The organism is Pseudomonas sp. ADPe (assembly GCF_014843515.1).
Lineage (GTDB): Bacteria > Pseudomonadota > Gammaproteobacteria > Pseudomonadales > Pseudomonadaceae > Pseudomonas > Pseudomonas citronellolis.
Genome location: NZ_CP062122.1, coordinates 5,032,742 through 5,051,909, shown reverse-complemented (window position 1 = coordinate 5,051,909; position 19,168 = coordinate 5,032,742). Strand labels below are relative to the sequence as shown.

Annotated in this window: 14 protein-coding genes and 2 pseudogenes; all 16 read right to left on the bottom strand. The window is 65.0% G+C overall.

The genetic code is table 11. The annotated features are described in order from the left end of the window. Positions 1–109 precede the first annotated feature (109 nt). A complete protein-coding gene (gene rpsA, locus IG194_RS23000; RefSeq protein WP_043267558.1) occupies positions 110–1,792 on the bottom strand; it encodes a 30S ribosomal protein S1 in 1,683 nt (560 codons plus the stop codon). Between the two features lie 355 nt (positions 1,793–2,147). Further along, positions 2,148–3,950 (bottom strand): hypothetical protein, encoded by a 1,803-nt coding sequence (locus IG194_RS22995; protein ID WP_082996334.1) that lies wholly within the window; start codon positions 3,948–3,950, stop codon positions 2,148–2,150. 354 nt (positions 3,951–4,304) lie between these two features. Beyond that, a complete protein-coding gene (locus IG194_RS22990; protein ID WP_058488850.1) occupies positions 4,305–6,617 on the bottom strand; it encodes a type II secretion system protein GspD in 2,313 nt (770 codons plus the stop codon). Further along, positions 6,601–7,089, bottom strand: coding sequence for a hypothetical protein (locus IG194_RS22985; RefSeq protein ID WP_176707175.1), 489 nt, complete (start codon positions 7,087–7,089; stop codon positions 6,601–6,603). The genes IG194_RS22990 and IG194_RS22985 overlap by 17 nt, the downstream gene beginning before the upstream one ends. Before the next feature lie 193 nt (positions 7,090–7,282). Continuing rightward, a complete protein-coding gene (locus tag IG194_RS22980) occupies positions 7,283–7,876 on the bottom strand; it encodes a hypothetical protein (RefSeq protein WP_064987624.1) in 594 nt (197 codons plus the stop codon). Beyond that, a complete protein-coding gene (locus IG194_RS22975; protein ID WP_141679794.1) occupies positions 7,877–8,911 on the bottom strand; it encodes a hypothetical protein in 1,035 nt (344 codons plus the stop codon). It abuts the gene before it with no gap. Continuing rightward, entirely contained in the window at positions 8,895–9,884 is a 990-nt protein-coding gene (locus IG194_RS22970; RefSeq protein ID WP_058489740.1) for a hypothetical protein, read from the bottom strand. Before IG194_RS22970 ends, IG194_RS22975 begins: the two co-directional genes overlap by 17 nt. Then, on the bottom strand, positions 9,874–10,476 hold the full coding sequence (locus IG194_RS22965) for a prepilin-type N-terminal cleavage/methylation domain-containing protein (RefSeq protein WP_058488849.1): 603 nt from the start codon (positions 10,474–10,476) through the stop codon (positions 9,874–9,876). Before IG194_RS22965 ends, IG194_RS22970 begins: the two co-directional genes overlap by 11 nt. Further along, positions 10,473–10,883, bottom strand: a pseudogene (locus tag IG194_RS33380) (type II secretion system protein J); the annotation flags it as partial. The gene IG194_RS22965 and the pseudogene IG194_RS33380, both read right to left, overlap by 4 nt. A gap of 17 nt (positions 10,884–10,900) precedes the next feature. Continuing rightward, positions 10,901–11,315 (bottom strand): annotated as a pseudogene (locus IG194_RS33375) (prepilin-type N-terminal cleavage/methylation domain-containing protein). Next, positions 11,284–11,769: a type II secretion system major pseudopilin GspG gene (gene gspG, locus IG194_RS22950; RefSeq protein ID WP_082996332.1), complete on the bottom strand. Its 486-nt coding sequence runs from the start codon at positions 11,767–11,769 to the stop codon at positions 11,284–11,286. The pseudogene IG194_RS33375 and the gene gspG overlap by 32 nt, the downstream one beginning before the upstream one ends. A gap of 14 nt (positions 11,770–11,783) precedes the next feature. Beyond that, positions 11,784–12,974, bottom strand: coding sequence for a type II secretion system F family protein (locus tag IG194_RS22945; RefSeq protein WP_043313495.1), 1,191 nt, complete (start codon positions 12,972–12,974; stop codon positions 11,784–11,786). 4 nt (positions 12,975–12,978) lie between these two features. Further along, entirely contained in the window at positions 12,979–14,715 is a 1,737-nt protein-coding gene (locus tag IG194_RS22940) for a GspE/PulE family protein (protein ID WP_058488848.1), read from the bottom strand. 358 nt (positions 14,716–15,073) lie between these two features. Further along, positions 15,074–15,778, bottom strand: coding sequence for a (d)CMP kinase (cmk, locus tag IG194_RS22935; protein WP_009620966.1), 705 nt, complete (start codon positions 15,776–15,778; stop codon positions 15,074–15,076). Beyond that, positions 15,778–18,003, bottom strand: a complete 2,226-nt coding sequence (locus IG194_RS22930) for a bifunctional prephenate dehydrogenase/3-phosphoshikimate 1-carboxyvinyltransferase (protein ID WP_058488847.1) — start codon at positions 18,001–18,003, stop codon at positions 15,778–15,780. The genes cmk and IG194_RS22930 overlap by 1 nt, the downstream gene beginning before the upstream one ends. Beyond that, on the bottom strand, positions 17,996–19,108 hold the full coding sequence (gene hisC, locus IG194_RS22925; protein ID WP_058488846.1) for a histidinol-phosphate transaminase: 1,113 nt from the start codon (positions 19,106–19,108) through the stop codon (positions 17,996–17,998). The genes IG194_RS22930 and hisC overlap by 8 nt, the downstream gene beginning before the upstream one ends. Between the last annotated feature and the right edge of the window lie 60 nt (positions 19,109–19,168).

The following is a 19,168-nucleotide window of genomic DNA, read 5'->3' as shown; positions in this document are numbered from 1 at the left end:
TCCTACGAAGAGCACCTCGGCGCGGCCTGCAAGATTCCTTGGTAAGGGCGCTTCCTGGAAAACGAAAAAGGGCGACCGAGGTCGCCCTTTTTCTTAGAGGAATCAGGACTTAGCCCTGATTCTCCATTTGCGCACGAATCAGATCACCAATGGTGGTCGGACCGGTGTTTTCTACTTCTTGCTTGCTACGCAGCTCTTTCATCGCATCCTTCTCGTCATCGACGTCCTTGGACTTGATGGAGAGGCTGATGACGCGGCTCTTGCGGTCGATGCTGATGATCTTGGCTTCGACTTCTTCGCCTTCCTTCAGCACGTTGCGGGCGTCTTCGACGCGGTCGCGGCTGATTTCGGAAGCCTTCAGAACGCCTTCGATCTCGTCGCCCAGGCTGATGACGGCGCCTTTGGCGTCAACTTCCTTGACGATGCCGCGAACGATGCTGCCCTTCTCGTGCTGGCCGGCGTAGCTGGAGAACGGATCGTCTTCCAGTTGCTTGATGCCCAGGGAGATGCGCTCGCGCTCCGGATCGACGGAGAGGATGACGGTTTCCAGCTCGTCGCCCTTCTTGAAGCGACGCACGGCTTCTTCACCGGCTTCGTTCCAGGAGATGTCGGACAGGTGAACCAGACCGTCGATGCCGCCTTCCAGACCGATGAAGATACCGAAGTCGGTGATCGACTTGATGGTGCCGGAGATCTTGTCGCCCTTGTTGAAGCGGCCGGAGAAGTCTTCCCACGGGTTGGATTTGCACTGCTTGATGCCCAGGGAGATACGACGACGCTCTTCGTCGATGTCCAGAACCTGAACTTCCACTTCGTCGCCAACCTGAACGACTTTCGACGGGTGGATGTTCTTGTTGGTCCAGTCCATTTCGGAGACGTGCACCAGGCCTTCCACGCCCTCTTCCAGCTCGGCGAAGCAGCCGTAGTCGGTGAGGTTGGTGACGCGGGCCATGACGCGGGTGCCTTCCGGGTAACGAGCCTTGATGGCAACCCACGGGTCTTCGCCCAGTTGCTTCAGGCCCAGGGATACGCGGTTGCGCTCGCGGTCGAACTTCAGAACCTTGACATCGATCTCGTCGCCGACGTTGACGATTTCCGACGGGTGCTTGATGCGCTTCCAAGCCATGTCGGTGATGTGCAGCAGGCCGTCTACGCCGCCCAGGTCCACGAATGCGCCGTAGTCGGTGAGGTTCTTGACGATACCCTTGACTTGCTGGCCTTCCTGCAGGGATTCCAGCAGGGCTTCGCGCTCGGCGCTGTTCTCGGCTTCCAGGACGCTACGACGGGAAACGACAACGTTGTTGCGCTTCTGGTCCAGCTTGATGACCTTGAACTCGAGCTCTTTGCCTTCCAGGTGAGTGGTATCACGCACCGGACGGACATCGACCAGGGAACCCGGCAGGAACGCGCGGATGCCGCTGACGTCGACGGTGAAGCCGCCCTTGACCTTGCCGTTGATTACGCCCTTGACCACTTCATCAGCGTTGAAGGCAGCTTCCAGAACCAGCCAGGATTCGGCACGCTTGGCTTTCTCGCGGGACAGCTTGGTTTCACCGAAGCCATCTTCAACCGCGTCCAGCGCAACGTGGACTTCGTCACCCACCTTGATGGTCAGCTCGCCCTGTTCGTTGTAGAACTGCTCGACCGGGATGACGCCCTCGGACTTCAGGCCGGCATGCACGGTGACCCAGTCACCGTCGATGTCGACCACGATGCCGGTGATGATGGCACCCGGCTGCATGTCGAGGGATTTCAGACTTTCTTCAAAGAGTTCTGCGAAGCTTTCGCTCATGTTTATACCTGTAGTCAAAGGCCTGTAGGCCCGGCTCCGCGCCACCAGCGAACGCGGTCAAGTGATGAAAAAGAAGCCAGCAGGATCGAGACTGGTATCCTGCCGGCCCCTGGCCGCGCCAGGCCGAAGCCGGGCACTCCACATTCAATTTTTACGGGTTGCTCCGCCAACTATGGACGAAAGCCTCCCAATACAAGGTCTGGAATGTTAGCAATCGCTGTCACAGGCGTCAAATGCCGGCAGACTCGCGAGCAGCCTGCTCATGCAGACCTCATGCTTGCGGCTGCAGCGCCCAGGGAGACACCTTCGAAAAGAGCGGAGAGAGACAGCCCGCCTCTCCCCGCCCCAGAGCAGATCAATTGCGATTGTTGCCTGCATTGTGCCCAACGGTGGTGGAAGGACCATCACCATTGAAATTGCCCTGGGTAGTCGCAGTCATGTTCACCAAAGTGCCATTCGCCATCCGCAGCAGGCCCAAAGCCTCACAAGACGGGAAATCGCCCTCCAGGACCAACCGTGCTCGACCATTCGCACCGTTCCAGTTTGCGCCATCCACACCAAAAGCCGAGGCTACCTGCCGAACGGTGTAGATACCCGTCTCATGCGCACGCAGCATCGTTTTTCCGCTCTGGTCGACAAGGGACGCACTGCCTTTCGCGGGGTAGCGCTTTCCATTCTCATCATATAGAACGCCACGCACCCCTCCAGAACGACCATCGTTACTGGTATTCGTCAAACGAATATAAAAGATATCGGAGTTGCTCGAGTTTGGAAGGTTGAACAGGCTTGCAACGCAGCTGTTTCTCCAGAAATGATCGAGTTTGCCGCCAGGGAGCACCCGATCGACATAATTGTAATTGGTGAAATTCACGATCAAGTTTCCGACGGCAAAATTCTGCTGAGCGGCCATCGGCGTTACGCCATCGGCAACCGCGCAAATGTTGTAAACCTTGTTCGCATCATTATTCGACAACCCGAACCACAGCTGGGTTACACCGTCGGCCTCAGGCTTTCCAACGAGCTCCTTCCCCTGCCATACATGCGCAGCTCCAGCAACGCCTTCTTTATATTCTCGGCAACTGGATGTCGTCAGAGCAACCGACTTGATACCAGAGAAGTTACCAGCGATGTAAGTGGAAAGCTGATCGCTGGTTTCGATGAAGAACCGCCTTTCCCCTTCCCTCCAAGCGTTCAGTACGTCCTGATTCACTCCCAAGCGCACGCTACCCAAGCGAGCATAGCTATCGCCATAGTTGGAGTTATCACGCACTTCCGGATTCGCGGAGGCAGAGGTATCAAACTTCCTATCAGAGCCATTCAAGGGATACAGAACCCTGTTCTGACCGTATTTATTGACGTTCAATACATCCCAATATACCGCAGGCAAGGAAGTGAATATCATCAAGGGCTGAGTCGAATCGTTATTCTGCGCACTCCCGGCATTGGGGCCGACAGTCGTATCCAGCAGGGCGGACAGCGTCACATGGAACGGCCGATCATCCGACAACTCACCTCCTGCTATGCCGATATCGGACTGCCCCAGGAAAGTCGAATCCCCCCGCAATGCGTTGCTCAGATCATTGACCGAAGTAGACTGCCGGCTGGAAGTATTAGGCGTTCGAAAATTGAAACGAACGATCGAACTCTCGGCGCTCCCCTTTGCGAGCTCCAGGGCACCAAGCTCATCCAGCGTCAGGCTCAGCGTGCTGGTCCCCACGCTACCCTCGACAACGAAGCCCTTGCCGGGAGCAAGGGTACCTATTTGAATCTGGTTTGCAGTCACGCCGTTGGCAAAACGTCCGCTCGACTGGTCCAGGGACACACGGATCGCGTGCCCAGCCCTGATGTGCTTTGCCTTGGCCGCATCCAACTGGTATTCAACGTCAGGAAGAACCAGTTCGACTCGTTCGGCATTCCTGCCGAATACTTCCTGGGCTATGGTCATGTTGGCAGCTCGGCTGGTATAGCCGGCGCCGCTCCCTAGGCTTGCTCCGGATTTGTAGTTGTCCTGCCCCGGAGCATACTGATCGACTACGCCCGGAGAGTTCTTGATGACACCTTCCCCGCCCTGCCCACTTGCAATACTGATAACCCCTGCGTTGGCTCCACCTGCGAAAACCATGGAAGCAATAGCCGCACTCAGAATTGTCTTTCTCATCTCAATCTCCATTTGTATTTGACTCACTCCATTCAGTCGAACACTGGCAATAGACCGAACTCCGATTTTCTCCGAGCAAAACTTTTCACCCGGAACAAATCAAGCCGGCTCCATAATCACTACCAGAATAGGGACTCAGCCTCAGCGGCACCGTCCCAAGAACTGAATATGAAACGACAGACTAACCTGGCATTCCATGAGTGGATATTCCCGTCCCTGATGAGTAATTTGCAACGCCATGAACCTAACAATTCCCTCAAATAAGACCGCATAAGCAAATTTGAAAAAACAGGAAATCTCCTACTAAACATCAACTTTATTTCAGACTGAAACCAGAAATATAAAAATCGATTCTTACACGCTGCGACACTCGGCTAGCGACCTGTCACAGTTGATTGCGGGTTCGATCATCCGCCGAAGCTTCTCGGTGATCTCCCTGGTGTCTTCCGCGCCGTCGATGATGTAGGGCTGGATCAGCATCACCACCTCGTCCTTGGACTTGGTCCGGGACTGCTTGCCGAACAGATAGCCTAAGACCGGCAGATCCTTCAGCCACGGTACGCCGGCATTGCTGTCCACATGGCTCTCGTTGATCAACCCGCCCATGAAGATGGAGCCGCCGCTTTGCAGCGTCAGCGAGGTCTCCAGCGACGTGCGCTTGATCGGTGGAGAGGAAACATCGCCTCCATCGCTCCCGGTAGAGGCCCCGCCGCCACCATCGCTGACTTCCTGGCTGACCGTCAGGTCGACCCGGTTGTTCGAGTAGACGACCGGAGAAACATTGAGGATGACGCCGGTGGAGCGATAGGAGATCGATTGCAGCAGGTTGGAGTTTCCACCGGTGTTGCTGCCATCGGTTTGCCGGCCGGTCACGATCGGAATGTCGGTGCCGACATTGATGTTGGCCTGCTCGCCACTTTTCACCAGGATCCGAGGGGTGGCCAGGATTCGCGTACGAGAGTCGTTGGCCAGAGCCGTCAATGTCGCTTTCGTCCCCCCGGCGGTGTTGATCATGTATTTGAAGCCGGACTCCCCTCCGGAGATATCCCGTGCGAACCTGGGGTCAACATTCGCCACCCCACTCAGGAACGACCAGTTCGCCCCCATGGCCTGGTTGTCGCCCAGGGTGACGCTGGCAACCGTCACCTCGATCAACACCTGGCGCGCCGGCTTGTCCAACTGCCGCAGCAGTGGCTGCATTTGCTGCCAGACCCTGGCCGGGCCACGGAACAGGATGGCGTTGCGATTCTCGTCCTCGACGATGGTGCCGCTGCCCGATACACCAGCCGCCAGGCTGTCCATCAGGCTACTGTTGTTGCCCGAGAGCAGAGCCTGGGCGCCGGCCAGGCGCACGAGCGGGGCGACGCCGGATCGTCCGGCCCCCATGTCACCGTCGCCCCGCCCCATCGCCAGGCGCGAAGACGGGGCATTGTTGCCAGCGGCGGCCGCGGCCCGGCTCGAAGCGCTATTGCCCAGGCCAGGCGTCAGCCCATAGGCTCCCCCCGCCCCCAGGCCGGAAACCAGCGACCGCAGGGAACGGGCGACCTCCTGGGCCCGGGTATTACGCACCTCATAAAAGAACAGCCCCTCGCTTTCCGCTCCGGCGCCAGCGGAATCCACAGCGCTGGCCAGCGGCACCCGGTCCACCTGTCCGGCCCAGTCACGCGCCAGGTCCAGCAGCGAGCGCCGGCTGGAAAACACGATCAGGCCATTGGAGTTTTCCAGCGGCACCAGTACGACGCTCCCGGAAGCTTCGCCGATGCTGACGCTGTAACCCTGGGCCTCGAGCAATGTCTTCAGTTGCTTGGCCATCTCTGCCGAGGTGATGAATGCCGGGTCGATGCGCAGACTGTACTGGCCCCGCATGAATGGTTGATCGAGCAGCCTCACGGCCTGCGCCGCCTGGCTGACGATGGAGGCCATGCCCTTGAGCATCAGACCACCACGCGGATTGTCCGCGCTGGCCGACAGTCCGGATTTGTCGTAGGCACTGTTCAACCAGGGGATCACGTCCTTCGGGTCAACGTTGTGCAGCGGCACGAACTGGAAGACCGGTCGGTAGGCTATAGGCACGTCCGGCCGAGCCTCGCCGCTGATGAGGATCGGCGGTTCCTCGGGACTCAGGCCGACCTGCTTGACCTGGAAGCGCAGGATGCCGCCCTGCTTGACGATCTCGACGCCGTAATTGGCCATGACCTGCGAGGCGATGTCGTAGACGGTCTGCCGGGTCTGCGCTTGCTCCAGGCGCAGGGTGACCCGGTCGTTGCGATTCTTCAGGTTGCCGTCGATCTCGAACGAAAGCCCCAGCAGGTTGCCGAAGACTTCGTTGATGAAGCCCGGCAGGGCGATATCCTCGACGTTTACCTGCAGATCGGCATTCTTGTCATCGAGCACCAGGCGATCGGCCTTGTCCACGCGCCCGCCGATGGGCCCAGCGGGTGGCGTCGGCGTCGCACTCACCAACGGCCCCATGGATTGCTGCGGTCGCTGCGAAGGCCCTTTGCCCCCTTCCTGCGGCAGGCTTTCTTCCGTGGCCTGACGCTGCTCCAGCAAGGGCGCGGGCAGTTGAAGCTGCGCCGTACTGCAACCTCCCAGCAGTCCCAGGCAGATCGCGAGCCACAGGGGATGCTGGGGAAAACCTGCAAGGGCGTCATTCGAGGGGGACATAGAGTTTCCTTTCAAAGTCCTGTGTTGCGCCATCCTCGGACAGCGAGAAACGAATGCCCTGCCCTGCGATCCGTTCGAGGCGTTCGCCTCCCGGTAGCTGGTCGCCCGGGGCATAGCGCAACAGCGGCGCGGCGGCATCCTTGGCGATCAGGGCGAAACGCTGTCCACCCTCGGCGACCACACCGCGAAACAGCCATTGGACCTTGACCCGGGCCACGCCCTGCTCGTCCACGCTGATGCGCGCCGAGCGTGCTTTCTCGGCCTCCTCCCTGGCGCTGCCCCACCAGGACATGCCAGCAATCTGCGCCGGAATGCTGGCATTACGGGAGACAGGCCGGACCTCCGGTAGCTGCCACTGCGCAGTCTCAGCCGGAGCCTCGGGTATGGCTGCCCGTGGTTGCCAGAGCAGCGCCAGCAGGACGCCGCCGGCAAGCGCCGCCCAGGCCAATCGGAAGGGGAAGAAGGAAGTCATAGGAAACCGATGAATCGATACCGCTAGGGAAAGGTGCATTCGAAACAAGTTGAAGGCGGGATTCTGTCATTACAGAAATGCTGCCTTTGCCGCTTTCCATGAAGGAAGTTTCCCAACCTGGGACTGCGAACGATCGACAGTGCCTGAATGGCCTGAATGTCCGTCCGAATCAGGGCGTTCCGCGCTCATCCGCTCAAGGGGGCGTTGCGTTCGGACGAAAATGGAAGGTGAGTTGCAGGTTCACCGACGGCGAGCCGCGGTCGTTCAACTCGAGGGCGTCGATGCTCACCCAGTGCTCCGCCGTTTCCAGCGCATGCAGCAGTTGGCCGAAACTCTTCGGCTCGAAACGTCCGCGCACTTGTGCCTGGACCCGGGCGCCGACGCCCTCCTTGTCGAAGTCCAGGGGCGGCAACACCGAGATGCGGGCCTCCTGCAGGCCACTCTGCTTGGTCTGGACATCCAGCCAGGCCTGCACATCGGCCCTGGCCAACGAGGGGTTCTGCGCCTGCCACAAACGCATGCGCAATGCGCTGCGCACGTCTTCCGCCTGGACGGCGCGGTCCGGCCAGTGCTCCTGGGCGGCCAGCGCGCGCATCTGCGCCAGGCGCCTGGCCGACTCCTCGAACGCCTGACGGCGGGCTTCGCGCCAGTCGTTGCCCAGCAACAGCAGATGCACGACCAGCAGCGCCAGGATCATCCATCCCGCCAGGCGCAGGCGGGGCTGTTCCCGCCACTGCTCGCGCAGCCGGGACCAGTGGGGCAGCACCTCTTGTAATCGAGCGTCCATCTATTCCCCCTGTCGAATGTTCATGGCCAGTTGCAGGCCATCGCCCCTGGGCGAGGGTTCGACCCGGACATCCTGGAACCTGCCGCCCTCCTGCAGCCGCTGGACGAAGAACCGCGGGTCCGCGCGACTGCTCTGGATGAGCAGTTCCAGCGCGTTTTCCCGGAAGCGCCAGCTCAGCAGGCGGCTATCCTCCGGCAGCAGCCCCGCCACGGTGCGCAGCAGTTCGACCTGCGAAGGTGCATCCTGCAAGCGCAGCAGAGCCTGGATTTCGCTCTCGGCCTGCATGGCCCGAGTACGTGCCGCCAGCACCGGCTCGACCTGCTGGGCCAGCACGACCTGCTGCCCCGCCAGGCCGCGCTCGGCCCACCACCATTGCGCCCCCTGCGTCAGGTTGAAGGCGCTGCCCGCCAGCAGGGTGGCCGCCAGGCCATAGGGCAACCAGCGCTCCCAGTCCCGTCCCACCAGACTGGCGCCGGAGGCCCAGGGACGCTCGAGGCAGGCCGGTACCTCTTCCTCCAGCCGCTCGGGCAGGCGTACGCCGGGAACCCCTCGCACTGCCTGCCAGGCCGTCGCGGACAGCGGCAGGCCATCCTGGAAGATGCTCGCCCGCAGCACGCCGGCCCGCCAGACCTGCAGGTCCACACCGTCCTGGACGCTCACCAGGCGAACACTTGGCTCTGGAGTCGCCGCCGGCGGAGCCTGCAGCAGGGTTTCCGGCAGGCAGAGGCAGCCGGACGCAGCCTGTTGCGCTTCGGCGAGCCGCTGGCGCTGCTGTTCGTCCCAGAGCCACAGCTGCACCCAGCCGTCGCGCCAGACCGCGTAGTGCCCCGGCAAGCGGAACGGCGACAGGCCGGCGAGCTTCAGGGCAAGGGCCTGGGCCCTCCCGCTGGCCGGCACATGGGACAGGTCCAGGCAGCGGTACAGGCATTGCGAACGCTCGATGACCCACTGCGTGCGGAGCATCCGCCCCAGGCCACGGGGTTGGCGCCGCCACTCCAGGCAGGGCGAGCCATCCACGTCATGGGCTTGCCACAAGCGGGGCGGAAAGCAGTCCAGGCGCCTCATGATGGATGGGCGCTGTGTCGGTGATGGGGACATTGCGCGGCAGGGACCTCCGTTGCAGAAATTGCCAGGGCGACCCTTGCAGGTCGTCGCTCTCGAGTCGCAGTTGGTATTCGTAACGCGCCACGGCGTCCGCGGGGCGCAGGCGGATGAACAGGGTGGCGCTGGCCAGGCGCGACCAGTTCTCCGCGGGTAATTGCTGCAGATACATGCCCAACACGCCCTCGAGGTCGCCCACGCCTCGCAACGGCCGCTCATGGCGCGCCGCGAGCAACAGCGCCAGGCTGTCCTCCGGCAGCCGCCAGGCCAGCCGCAGGAGCTGGCCGCTGGCGGTGTTCACGTTCAGGGACGGCTCGCCGACCGTGACCAGTTCCTCCCAGCCGGCAGCCCGCAACGCGGCCTCCCAGGGGCGCCAGCTGTCGAGGACGAAGACTTCCTGCGGGGCATGCAGGCTGCGCAGCACGGCGCTACCCGGTGGGCCGCGCAAATGGCCGGCAAGCTCCGCCAGCATTGGCGCTATCCTCTCCGGCGCTATCCCCAGCCCTTCCAGCAACGAGGCCAAGGCCGCCGGCGGGGCCTGCTCCAGGCCAAGACGCGATGCGCGGTCGACGAAGGCGAAGCACCAGCCGTTGGCCAGGCAGTATTCGCGGCCATCCAGGGCCAGCTCGGCCCCTACCGGCAGGACCGACATATCCATGTCGGCAAGGCTCGGCGCCGGGCTGTCGGGTGTGGTCAATCCGGCCAGGGTCAAGCGCTGGGTCGATGCCAGCCAGGTCAGCCGGCTGAGCATGGAGCGTTCCGTCATGTCGCGCAGCAACCCCTGGCGCTCCTTTTCGATACCGTCCAGCGAGCGTTCGATCCAGGTCACGGCCGAGGCCACCACCAAGGTCATGATGGCGAGAAACCAGATGACGCCGACCAGCACGAAACCACGCTCAGTCCGCATCCGCATTCACCCGTCGAAGCGGCGTCGCGACCCTGGCCAGGCGGAACAGGCGCTCCGCGGGCGCGTTCAACGCCACCGCCGCGGGAAGGCTGTCGGCCAGCACCGGCAAGGGCGGCCAGTTGTCATGCCAGGCTCCCTGCTCGTCGCGATAGAGAAAATGCGCAGCCCCCTGCAATTCCAGCAGTGGCCAGCGGCTGGCCTGCAACCGGCGCACGTAGATCATCGCGGTCCGCTCCCGGCCCGGCTCGCCAAGCCGTTCCAGGCGAAAGGCAAAGGGCACCGGGACGCCTTCGATACGCTCGGCGCTGGCCAGGGAGACGGCTTCGAAGCTGAGCGGATCGCCGCGGAAACGAGCCGGCGCATCCCCCCTGACCGGCGCAGCCAGCTGCGCTATCGCGTCGTCGAACCAGCCGAAGGCCAACACCCGTAGTTGCCGTGACTCGCCCTGGCGCAGGAAGCTGTCGTTGGCCCGCGAGACATAGTCCATCCCCTGCATCAACAGGGTGGTGACCATCGCCGCCAACAACAGGACCACGATGAGTTCCAGCAGGGTGAAGCCCCGCTCCCGCCCCCGCGAAATGCGCCGGCTCATGGCGCACCCCCGCCGTCCGGCAGGCGAGCCATCCGGTACCCCGCCAGTTCCAGGCTCAAGGGCAGCGGCGGCAGGTCCTCGCCGGACAAGGTCGCCTGGACGCGATACAGGGCGCTGTCGAAGGGTCCGGGGTGGCCGCTGTAGCGGCTGACGACGGGGCGCGGAGCGGCGAGAAGCCGGCTCTCCCAGTCCAGCCGGTAGCTTCCAAGGGCGGCGCTGCCGCTCGGCTGGAGCATCGGGTTGAGCCCCTCGAGAAACGCCAGGCCGGTGCGGGTCGCATCGATGCGGCGCTGAACCTCGTTCATTCGCTCCAGGCTGCGGAAGCCCGTCCCCAGCCAGGCCAGCAGCGCGCTGCCCACCACGGCCAGCAACGTCAGGGCGACCACCGCTTCCAGCAGTGTGAAACCGGCTTGCCGCCCGCGCTTCACTGGACGAACTCCGGCAGGCATTGCGGCGGAACCAGTTGCAACTGCCGAGCGACATCCCCCTGCCGCAACTCCAGCGCCCCCCCCCAGGCAGACGCCATTGGCCAGGTAGATGACGGGCGCGCTTGCGCTCAGCGTCCAGCCCTGGGGCAGCTTCAGCATCTGCGGCGGCTCGACGCCAGCCGGCCCGATGAGGGTCTGCCGGGCTTCCAGCCGGACTCGGTAGCCCAGCGTCTGCAGCTGGTTGGCGATGTCCTGCAGGTCGATACGCCGACGCCAGGCCTCCTGCATGTTCAGCAGGTTGGGCATGACGACGGCGCTCACCGCGGCGACCAGGGCCAGCACCACCAGCAGTTCGAGCAGGGTGAAACCGCCGCAGCGCTCATTGCCGGGGCAGGAAGCCGATGTCCGCATTCTCCCCTTCCCCGCCAGGCTGCCCGTCGGCGCCCAGGCTGTACAGCGAGAACGGCTGCTCAGCACTGGGCGCGTTGCTATATACGTAGGCGCGGTTCCAGGGATCCAGCGGCACCCCACCGTCCAGATAGGGGCCTTTCCAGAAGGCCTTGATCCGCTCGTCCGCGGGCGCCGCATTGAGCAGGGCCAGCCCTTCCTGCTCGCTGGGCAGGCGGCCGATGTCCAGGCGCATGGTCATCAGCGCCCCCTTGAGCATCTTCACCTGGGTATCCGCGGTCTGCACCTTGGCCTTGTCGGCCTGGCTGAACAGACGTGGCCCGACCAGCCCCATGAGCAGCCCGATGATCACCAGCACCACGATCATTTCCAGCAGGGTGAAACCGCGCTCGCATCCCGGCGCCGGCACTTTCCTGCTCCCCTGCCGGGGCCCCCTTCCCTCATGCCAGTCGCGCATCCACTTCCCCTTTTTCAGAACACAATGTCGTTGGCGCTGGTGATGGCCAGCACCACGCCGGTGATGATCACGCCGAACAGCGCGCCGATCAGCAGGATCGCCAGCGGCTCGATCAGCGCCAGGACCTTGCGCATGCGCGAACGCCCCAGCCCCTCGTAGAGTTCGGCGAGGCTGTCGAGCATCTCGGCCAGACGCCCGGACCTTTCGCCGACGCGCACCAGGTTGCCGCCCGTGGCGGTGATCGCCCTGCGCAGTTCCAATGCCTCGGACAGGGAAGTCCCGCCCCTCACGTCCTGGGTGACCCTTTCCAGCAGCTCGCGTTGCAGACCGATGCGCACGCCCGCGCTGGCCAGGCGCAGGGCCTCGACCAGCGCCACGCGGTTGCCCAGCAGGGTGCCGAGGACCTTGGCCCATTGGGCGATCTCCGCCTGCAACAGCCAGTCGCCGAGCAATGGCAAACGCAACAAGCCGTTGAGGAAGCGGCCGCGAACCTTCTCGCTCCTGGCCAACGGCAGCCCCAGGGCACCCAGCAGCAGGCCGGCGAGCAGCAGCGGCAAGGCGTTGGCCTTGCTCCAGACGCCGGTACTGAGCACTGCCCAGGCCAGCCAAGGCAGCTTGTCGGCGTGCTCCAGCAGGTTGGCGAACTTGGGCACGACGAAGACGAACATCACCATGACCGCCCCGATTCCGCTGAGCACCAGCACACTCGGGTAGATCAGGGCGTTGCGCACTTCCTCGCGGGTGCGCCGCTCGTACTCCATCTGCGTCACGCAGTCCCGCAGCGCCGCCGCCAGGTTGCCGGTCAGCTCGCCCGCCGCCACCAACTGGTAGGCGTAACGCGGCAGGGGCAAGCCAGCTGTCTCCAGCACCTGAGGGAAGGAACGTCCCTGGCGCAGGCCTTCGCTCATGCTCTGCAGCGCCGCGCAGAGGCGTGGATGGCTGCTAGAGCGCTCCTGGGCGGAGACCGCATCGGCCAGGGCGACGCCTGCCCCCAGCAGGGTCGCCAACTCGTGCAGGGCCATGTTCAATTCTTCCGCGCGCAGGCGCCGGCGCCCGGGTTGCAGCGCACGCTGGCCCGCCTCCAGGCTCAGGGGCGTCAGGCCCTGGGCCTCCAGTTGACGAAGCGCGTCGCTGCGAGAGCCGGCATCGAGGTCGCCACTGCAACGCCGGCCTTGCCGGTCCACTGCCTGGTATTCGAAGCGCATGCCGTTAACCGCTGGTGACCCGATGTACCTCGTCCAGCGAGGTCAGGCCCAGCCAGGCCTTGATGAAGCCGTCTTCGCGCATGCTGCGGAAACCCTGGCTGGCCGCCAGCCGGCGCATCTGCTCGACGGGCGCCTGTTGCAGGATGAGCGCCTGCAGTTCGGGGCCGACGTCCACCATCTCGTAGATTCCCAGCCGCCCGTGATAGCCCGTGCCCTGGCACTGCTCGCAGCCCTTCGCGCGGAGCCAGTTCGGTGCCTGCCCGGGGTAGAGGCGCTGGATCGCCGCGTCCAGCGCAGCCTTGTCCTCTGCCGCCAGGCCGGGCTCATAGGGCTCCGCGCAATGCCGGCACAGAGTGCGCACCAGACGCTGGGCCTGGACGCCGCGTACCGGCGAGGCGACCAGGAACGGCTCGATGCCCATGTCGATCAGGCGGGTGAAAGCGCTGAGCGAATCGTTGGTGTGCAGCGTGGAGAACACCAGGTGGCCGGTGAGGGACGACTGCACGGCGATCTCCGCCGTCTCCAGGTCGCGGATCTCGCCGATCATGATCACGTCCGGGTCCTGGCGCAGGATCGAGCGCAGGGCGGCGGCGAAGGTCAGGCCGATGTCGGCGTGGGCCTGGACCTGGGTGATGTTCGGCACCTGGTACTCGACCGGGTCCTCCACCGTGATGATCTTGCGGATGCCGTCGTTGATGGCCTCGAGCGTGCCGTAGAGGGTCGTCGACTTGCCGGAGCCGGTGGGCCCGGTGACCAGCACGATGCCGTGGGGCTCGGCGATCCAGGCGCGCATCAGTTCCAGGTGGTCCGCCAGCATTCCCAGGCGGTCCAGGCGCAGACCTTCGCGGGCCTTGGGCAGCAGGCGCATCACCACCGACTCGCCATGCACCCCGGGCAGCGTGGAAACGCGGACGTCCATGTCCTGCCCGCCCACTCTGGTGCTCATCCGCCCGTCCTGGGGCAGGCGCCGCTCGGCGATGTCGATGGCGGAGATCAGCTTGATCCGCGAGACCACCGCGGCGAAGCGCTCCCGCGGCAGGCTAAGCTGCGATTGCAGGACGCCATCGATGCGGAAGCGGATATGGAAATTGAATTCGCGCGGCTCGATGTGGATGTCCGAGGCGCGTTTCTCCACCGCCTGGCTCATGACGTTGTTGACCAGTTCGACGATGGGCGCCTCCTCCGCCATTTCCCGCAGCTGGCGGATGTCGTCGGAAGCGAAGCGCAGCCCCTCGCGGCTCTCCTGCTGCAGGCGTTCCTTGAGCAGCTCCAGCCAGGCGTCGAGATCCTGGGAGCGGCACAGCACCGTGCGCAGCGACTGCCCGGGATGGAAATAGCGCAGGACCTCCAGGACGAAGGACGCCATCGGGTCACGGGAGGCGACCAGCAGGCCGCCCTGGGCATCGTTCCAGACGACCACCTGTTCGGCGACGAACCATTCCACACCGATGGAGGTCGCTTCGAGGAAGGCCAGCAACTCGGCGTTGCCGGGGGCCTCCAGGTCCACGCCCACCAAAGGCAGGCGCAGTTGTTCGGCGAGCACTTCCAGCAGGGCCGCCTCCGAAACACCGCCCGAGCGCAACAATAGCGCCCCAAGGCGCCCGCCGATCCTGGCCTGCAGTTCCAGCGCGCGTTCCAGCTCCTGGGCGTTGCACAGGCCGCGCTCGACGAGCATCTGCCCCAGCGGGCGGGCATCGGCAACGACCGCCGGCACGGTGTCGGCGAGCGGTTCAGAGGACATCGGCGAAACCGTCCTTCATACGCCGGAACCACAACGGCGCCAACAGGAGGACGATGCCGGCATCCCCTGCCGGTACGCCCTGATAGCACGCTAGGATTTCACGCCGGGTCAGTGCGAACGAAGCCGATGCGCCCCGCGAAGCATACAGTGCGATGGAAACGGGAGTGTGGGACAAGGGGCCTCCATGCCATTCACGGCCCGCTCCGGTCGAGTGGGCTCTATTGAATAGCGCGGAAGTTTGGCAGCCCGGGCAAGACGTCTCTAGAAGAAACGTCCTCAGCATCAAGAGGAATCATCCTCAGAAATATCTTCAAGCACGCGACGCCGAAAACTGCCGCAGCTGAAGGATTCCCAGGCCTCAGTCGGTCAGACCTAGCCTCTCGACCTCACCAAGAATGCTGTCCACCACCGCCTCGATGCTCATGCTGGTGGAGTCCACCACGATGGCGCCTTCGGCTGGTTTCAGCGGGGCCACGCTGCGCTGGCTGTCGCGTTCGTCGCGGGCGCGGATTTCCTCGGTGAGCGCGGCCATGTCGCAGTCCACGCCCTTGCCCTTGAGCTGCAGGTAGCGGCGGCGGGCGCGCTCTTCGGCCGAAGCGGTGAGGAAGATCTTCAGCGGCGCGCCGGGGAACACCACGGTGCCCATGTCGCGGCCGTCGGCCACCAGGCCCGGGGCTTCGAGGAAGGCGCGCTGGCGCTGCAGCAGGGCGTCACGCACCGCCGGCAGCGCGGCGACCTGGGAGGCGCCGGCGCCGACCTGTTCGGTGCGGATGGTGTCGGTGACGTCTTCGCCTTCGAGGATGATGTGCTGGCCCTCGCCGCCCTTGGCGTGGGTGAACTGCACGTCCAGGTGCGCGGCCAGGACCTTGAGGGCTTCCTCGTTGGTCAGGTCGATGCCGTGGTTGCCGGCGGCGAAGGCCAGCAGGCGGTACAGCGCGCCGGAGTCCAGCAGGTTCCAGCCCAGGCGCTTGGCCAGGATGCCGGCCACGGTGCCCTTGCCGGAGCCGCTGGGGCCGTCGATGGCGACCACCGGCCAGGCCGCGGCGAAGTCGGAGGCGGCCATCAGTTGCCCTCCTCCGCCACGCGGATGCCGGCGCCCGCGGCCAGGCCGAGGAAGTTCGGGAAGGAGGTGGCGACGTTGGCGCAGTCGTGGATGCGGATCGGCGCCGAGGCGCGCAGCGAGGCCACGCTGAAGGACATGGCGATGCGGTGGTCGCCGTGGCTCCAGACTTCGCCGCCGCCGTAGGGGCCGCCGTCGATGATGATGCCGTCCGGGGTCGGCTCGCACTTCACGCCCAGGGCCAGCAGACCGTCGGCCATGACCTGGATGCGGTCGGATTCCTTCACCCGCAGTTCTTCGGCACCGCGCAGCACGGTGCGGCCGGAGGCCGAGGCGGCGGCGACGAACAGCACGGGAAACTCGTCGATGGCCAGGGGCACCAGGTCCTCGGGGATGTCGATGCCCTTCAGCCTGGCCGAGCGCACGCGCAGGTCGGCCACCGGCTCGCCGCCGACTTCACGCTGGTTCTCCAGGGTGATGTCGGCGCCCATCAGCTTGAGGATGTCGATGACGCCGGTGCGGGTCGGGTTGATGCCGACGTGTTCGAGGACGATCTCCGAGCCTTCGGCGATGCTCGCCGCGACCAGGAAGAAGGCCGCGGAGGAGATGTCCGCCGGTACCTCGATGTTGGTGGCGCTGAGCTTGTGGCCGCTTTCGACCTTGGCGGTGCTGCCTTCCACGTCCACCGGGTAGCCGAAGCCGCGCAGCATGCGCTCGGTGTGGTCGCGGGTCGGCGCCGGCTCGGTCACCGAGGTCTCACCGGCGGCATAGAGGCCGGCGAGCAGCAGGCAGGACTTCACCTGGGCGCTGGCCATGGGCATGTCGTAATGCATGCCGGTCAGCTTCTGGCCGCCCTTGATGGTCAGTGGCGGGCGCCCTTCGGCGGCGGTCTCGATCACCGCGCCCATCTCGCGCAGCGGCTTGGCCACGCGGTTCATCGGGCGCTTGGTCAGCGAGGCGTCGCCGGTCAGGGTGCTGTCGAACGGCTGCGCCGCCAGCAGGCCGCTGAGCAGGCGCATGGAGGTGCCGGAGTTGCCCAGGTAGATGGGGCCCGGCGCCGGCTTCAGGCCGTGCAGGCCGACGCCGTGGACGGTCACGCGGCCGTGGTGCGGGCCTTCGATGACCACGCCCATGTCGCGGAACGCCTGAATGGTGGCCAGGGCGTCCTCGCCCTCGAGGAAGCCTTCCACCTCGGTGGTGCCTTCGGCCAGGGAGCCGAGCATGATCGAGCGGTGGGAGATGGACTTGTCGCCCGGAACGCGTACGCGCCCGGACAGGCGGCCACCCGGCTGGGCCAGGTAAATCAGGTCGTTGTTGTGCATGGCGTCCACATAGGCCCGGCGGGCCAGGATTTTGCTGAAATGTTCACGGGCGACGCGGGCGCGGGTGAACACGCCCATCAGTTGCTGCCCGTCCCCTGCATCGACGGCCTCGCGCAGGGCGTCGAGGTCGTCGCGGAAAACGTCGAGGATGCGCAGCACCGCCTTGCGGTTGGCAAGGAAGATGTCGTGCCACATCGTCGGGTCGCTGCCGGCGATCCGCGTGAAGTCGCGGAAGCCGCCGGCGGCATAACGGAAGATTTCCAGATTTTCGCTGCGCTTGGCCAGCGAGTCGACCAGCGTGAAGGCCAGCAGGTGCGGCAGGTGGCTGGTGGCGGCGAGCACTTCGTCATGGTGCTCGACTTCCATCAGCTCGACGTCCGCGCCCAGCTCGCGCCACAGTGCCTCGACGCACTGGACCGCGTCCGCATCGGCATTATCCAGCGGCGTGAGGATGACTTTATGACGGCGGAACAGTTTGCCGTTGGCCGCTTCCACCCCGCTCTGCTCGGAGCCGGCGATGGGATGGCCGGGAACGAAGCGCGCCGGCATTTCGCCGAAGGCGGCCCTGGCCGCGCGCACCACGTTGCCCTTGGCGCTGCCGACATCGGTGAGCACCGCATGGCCGAGGTCGAAGGTGGCCAGTTCGGCGAGCACCTTCTCCATGGCCAGGATGGGTACGGCGAGCTGGATCACGTCGGCGTCGCGGCAGCCTTCGCGCAGGCTCTCCTCGCAACGGTCGACCACGCCCAGCTGCACTGCCAGGCGGCGCGTCTGCGGGTCGCGGTCGACGCCGACCACTTCCTCGAACAGGCCCTTCTCGCGCAGCCCCTTGGCGAAGGAGCCGCCGATCAGGCCCAGCCCCACCACCACCAGGCGGCGGAGCTTGCGTGGCGTCACCTCAGGCACGGGCGAGCACCTTGGCCAGGGCTTCGAGGAAGCGTGCGTTCTCTTCCGGCAGGCCGATGGAGATGCGCAGGTGCTGCGGCATGCCGTAGCCGCCCACCGGACGGACGATCACGCCTTCCGCCAGCAGGGCCTGGTAGACCGGGCCGGCGTCGCGCTGCAGGTCGACGGCGAGGAAGTTGCCCTTCGACGGGATCCAGGCCAGGCCCAGGGCGCGCAGGCCGTCCTGCAGCTGCTGCATGCCGGCGTCGTTGATGCGCTTGCCCTCGGCCAGGTAGTCGGCGTCGTCCAGCGCGGCGCAGGCGGCGGCCAGGGCCAGGCTGTTGACGTTGAACGGCTGGCGCACGCGGTTGAGCACGTCGGCGATCTGCGCCGAGGAGATGGCATAGCCGACGCGCAGCGAAGCCAGGCCGTAGGCCTTGGAGAAGGTGCGCGAGACCAGCAGGTTCGGGTAGCGGGCCAGGTAGGCCAGGCCGTCGGGCAGTTCGTCGCCCTCGGCGTACTCGATGTAGGCCTCGTCCAGCACCACCAGGATGTTTTCCGGTACGCGGGAGAGGAAACGCTCCAGCGCATCCGGGCCGAACCAGGTGCCGGTGGGGTTGTTCGGGTTGGCGATGAAGACCACGCGGGTGTTGGCGTCGATGGCCGCCAGCATGGCTTCCAGGTCATGCCCCCAGTCTTTCGCCGGCACCGCCCTGCCCTCGGCGCCGACGGCCTGGGTGGAGATCGGGTAGACGGCGAAGGCGTACTGGCTGAACACGGCGTTCAGGCCCGGCGCCAGGTAGGCGCGGGCGACCAGGTCGAGGATGTCGTTGGAGCCGTTGCCGAGGGTCACCTGGGCAGTGGTCACGCCGCAGCGGGCGGCCAGCTTGCTCTTCAGCTCGAAGCCGTTGCCGTCGGGATAGCGGGTCATTTCCGCCAGTTCGCCGCGGATCGCTTCCAGCACCTTGGCGCTGGGGCCCAGCGGGTTCTCGTTGCTGGCCAGCTTGACGATCTTCGCCGGGTCCAGGTTCAGTTCGCGGGCCAGTTCGTCCACCGGCTTGCCCGGCACGTAGGGCGAGAGTTTCTGTACGCCCGGCTGGGCCAGGGCGAGGAAGTCGCAAGACATTTTTTCAGCTCCGCTGGAGCTGAAAGCCGAAAGCTGGAGGCTTGAAGCTGGAAGCGACCG

Bases quoted from the DNA above. Each gene is read 5' to 3' on its own strand.
- rpsA (WP_043267558.1), bottom strand. From the start codon at position 1,792: ATGAGCGAAAGCTTCGCAGAACTCTTTGAAGAAAGTCTGAAATCCCTC.
- IG194_RS22995 (WP_082996334.1), bottom strand. From the start codon at position 3,950: ATGAGAAAGACAATTCTGAGTGCGGCTATTGCTTCCATGGTTTTCGCA.
- IG194_RS22990 (WP_058488850.1), bottom strand. From the start codon at position 6,617: ATGTCCCCCTCGAATGACGCCCTTGCAGGTTTTCCCCAGCATCCCCTG.
- IG194_RS22985 (WP_176707175.1), bottom strand. From the start codon at position 7,089: ATGACTTCCTTCTTCCCCTTCCGATTGGCCTGGGCGGCGCTTGCCGGC.
- IG194_RS22980 (WP_064987624.1), bottom strand. From the start codon at position 7,876: ATGGACGCTCGATTACAAGAGGTGCTGCCCCACTGGTCCCGGCTGCGC.
- IG194_RS22970 (WP_058489740.1), bottom strand. From the start codon at position 9,884: ATGCGGACTGAGCGTGGTTTCGTGCTGGTCGGCGTCATCTGGTTTCTC.
- IG194_RS22965 (WP_058488849.1), bottom strand. From the start codon at position 10,476: ATGAGCCGGCGCATTTCGCGGGGGCGGGAGCGGGGCTTCACCCTGCTG.
- gspG (WP_082996332.1), bottom strand. From the start codon at position 11,769: ATGCGCGACTGGCATGAGGGAAGGGGGCCCCGGCAGGGGAGCAGGAAA.
- IG194_RS22945 (WP_043313495.1), bottom strand. From the start codon at position 12,974: ATGCGCTTCGAATACCAGGCAGTGGACCGGCAAGGCCGGCGTTGCAGT.
- IG194_RS22940 (WP_058488848.1), bottom strand. From the start codon at position 14,715: ATGTCCTCTGAACCGCTCGCCGACACCGTGCCGGCGGTCGTTGCCGAT.
- cmk (WP_009620966.1), bottom strand. From the start codon at position 15,778: ATGGCCGCCTCCGACTTCGCCGCGGCCTGGCCGGTGGTCGCCATCGAC.
- hisC (WP_058488846.1), bottom strand. From the start codon at position 19,108: ATGTCTTGCGACTTCCTCGCCCTGGCCCAGCCGGGCGTACAGAAACTC.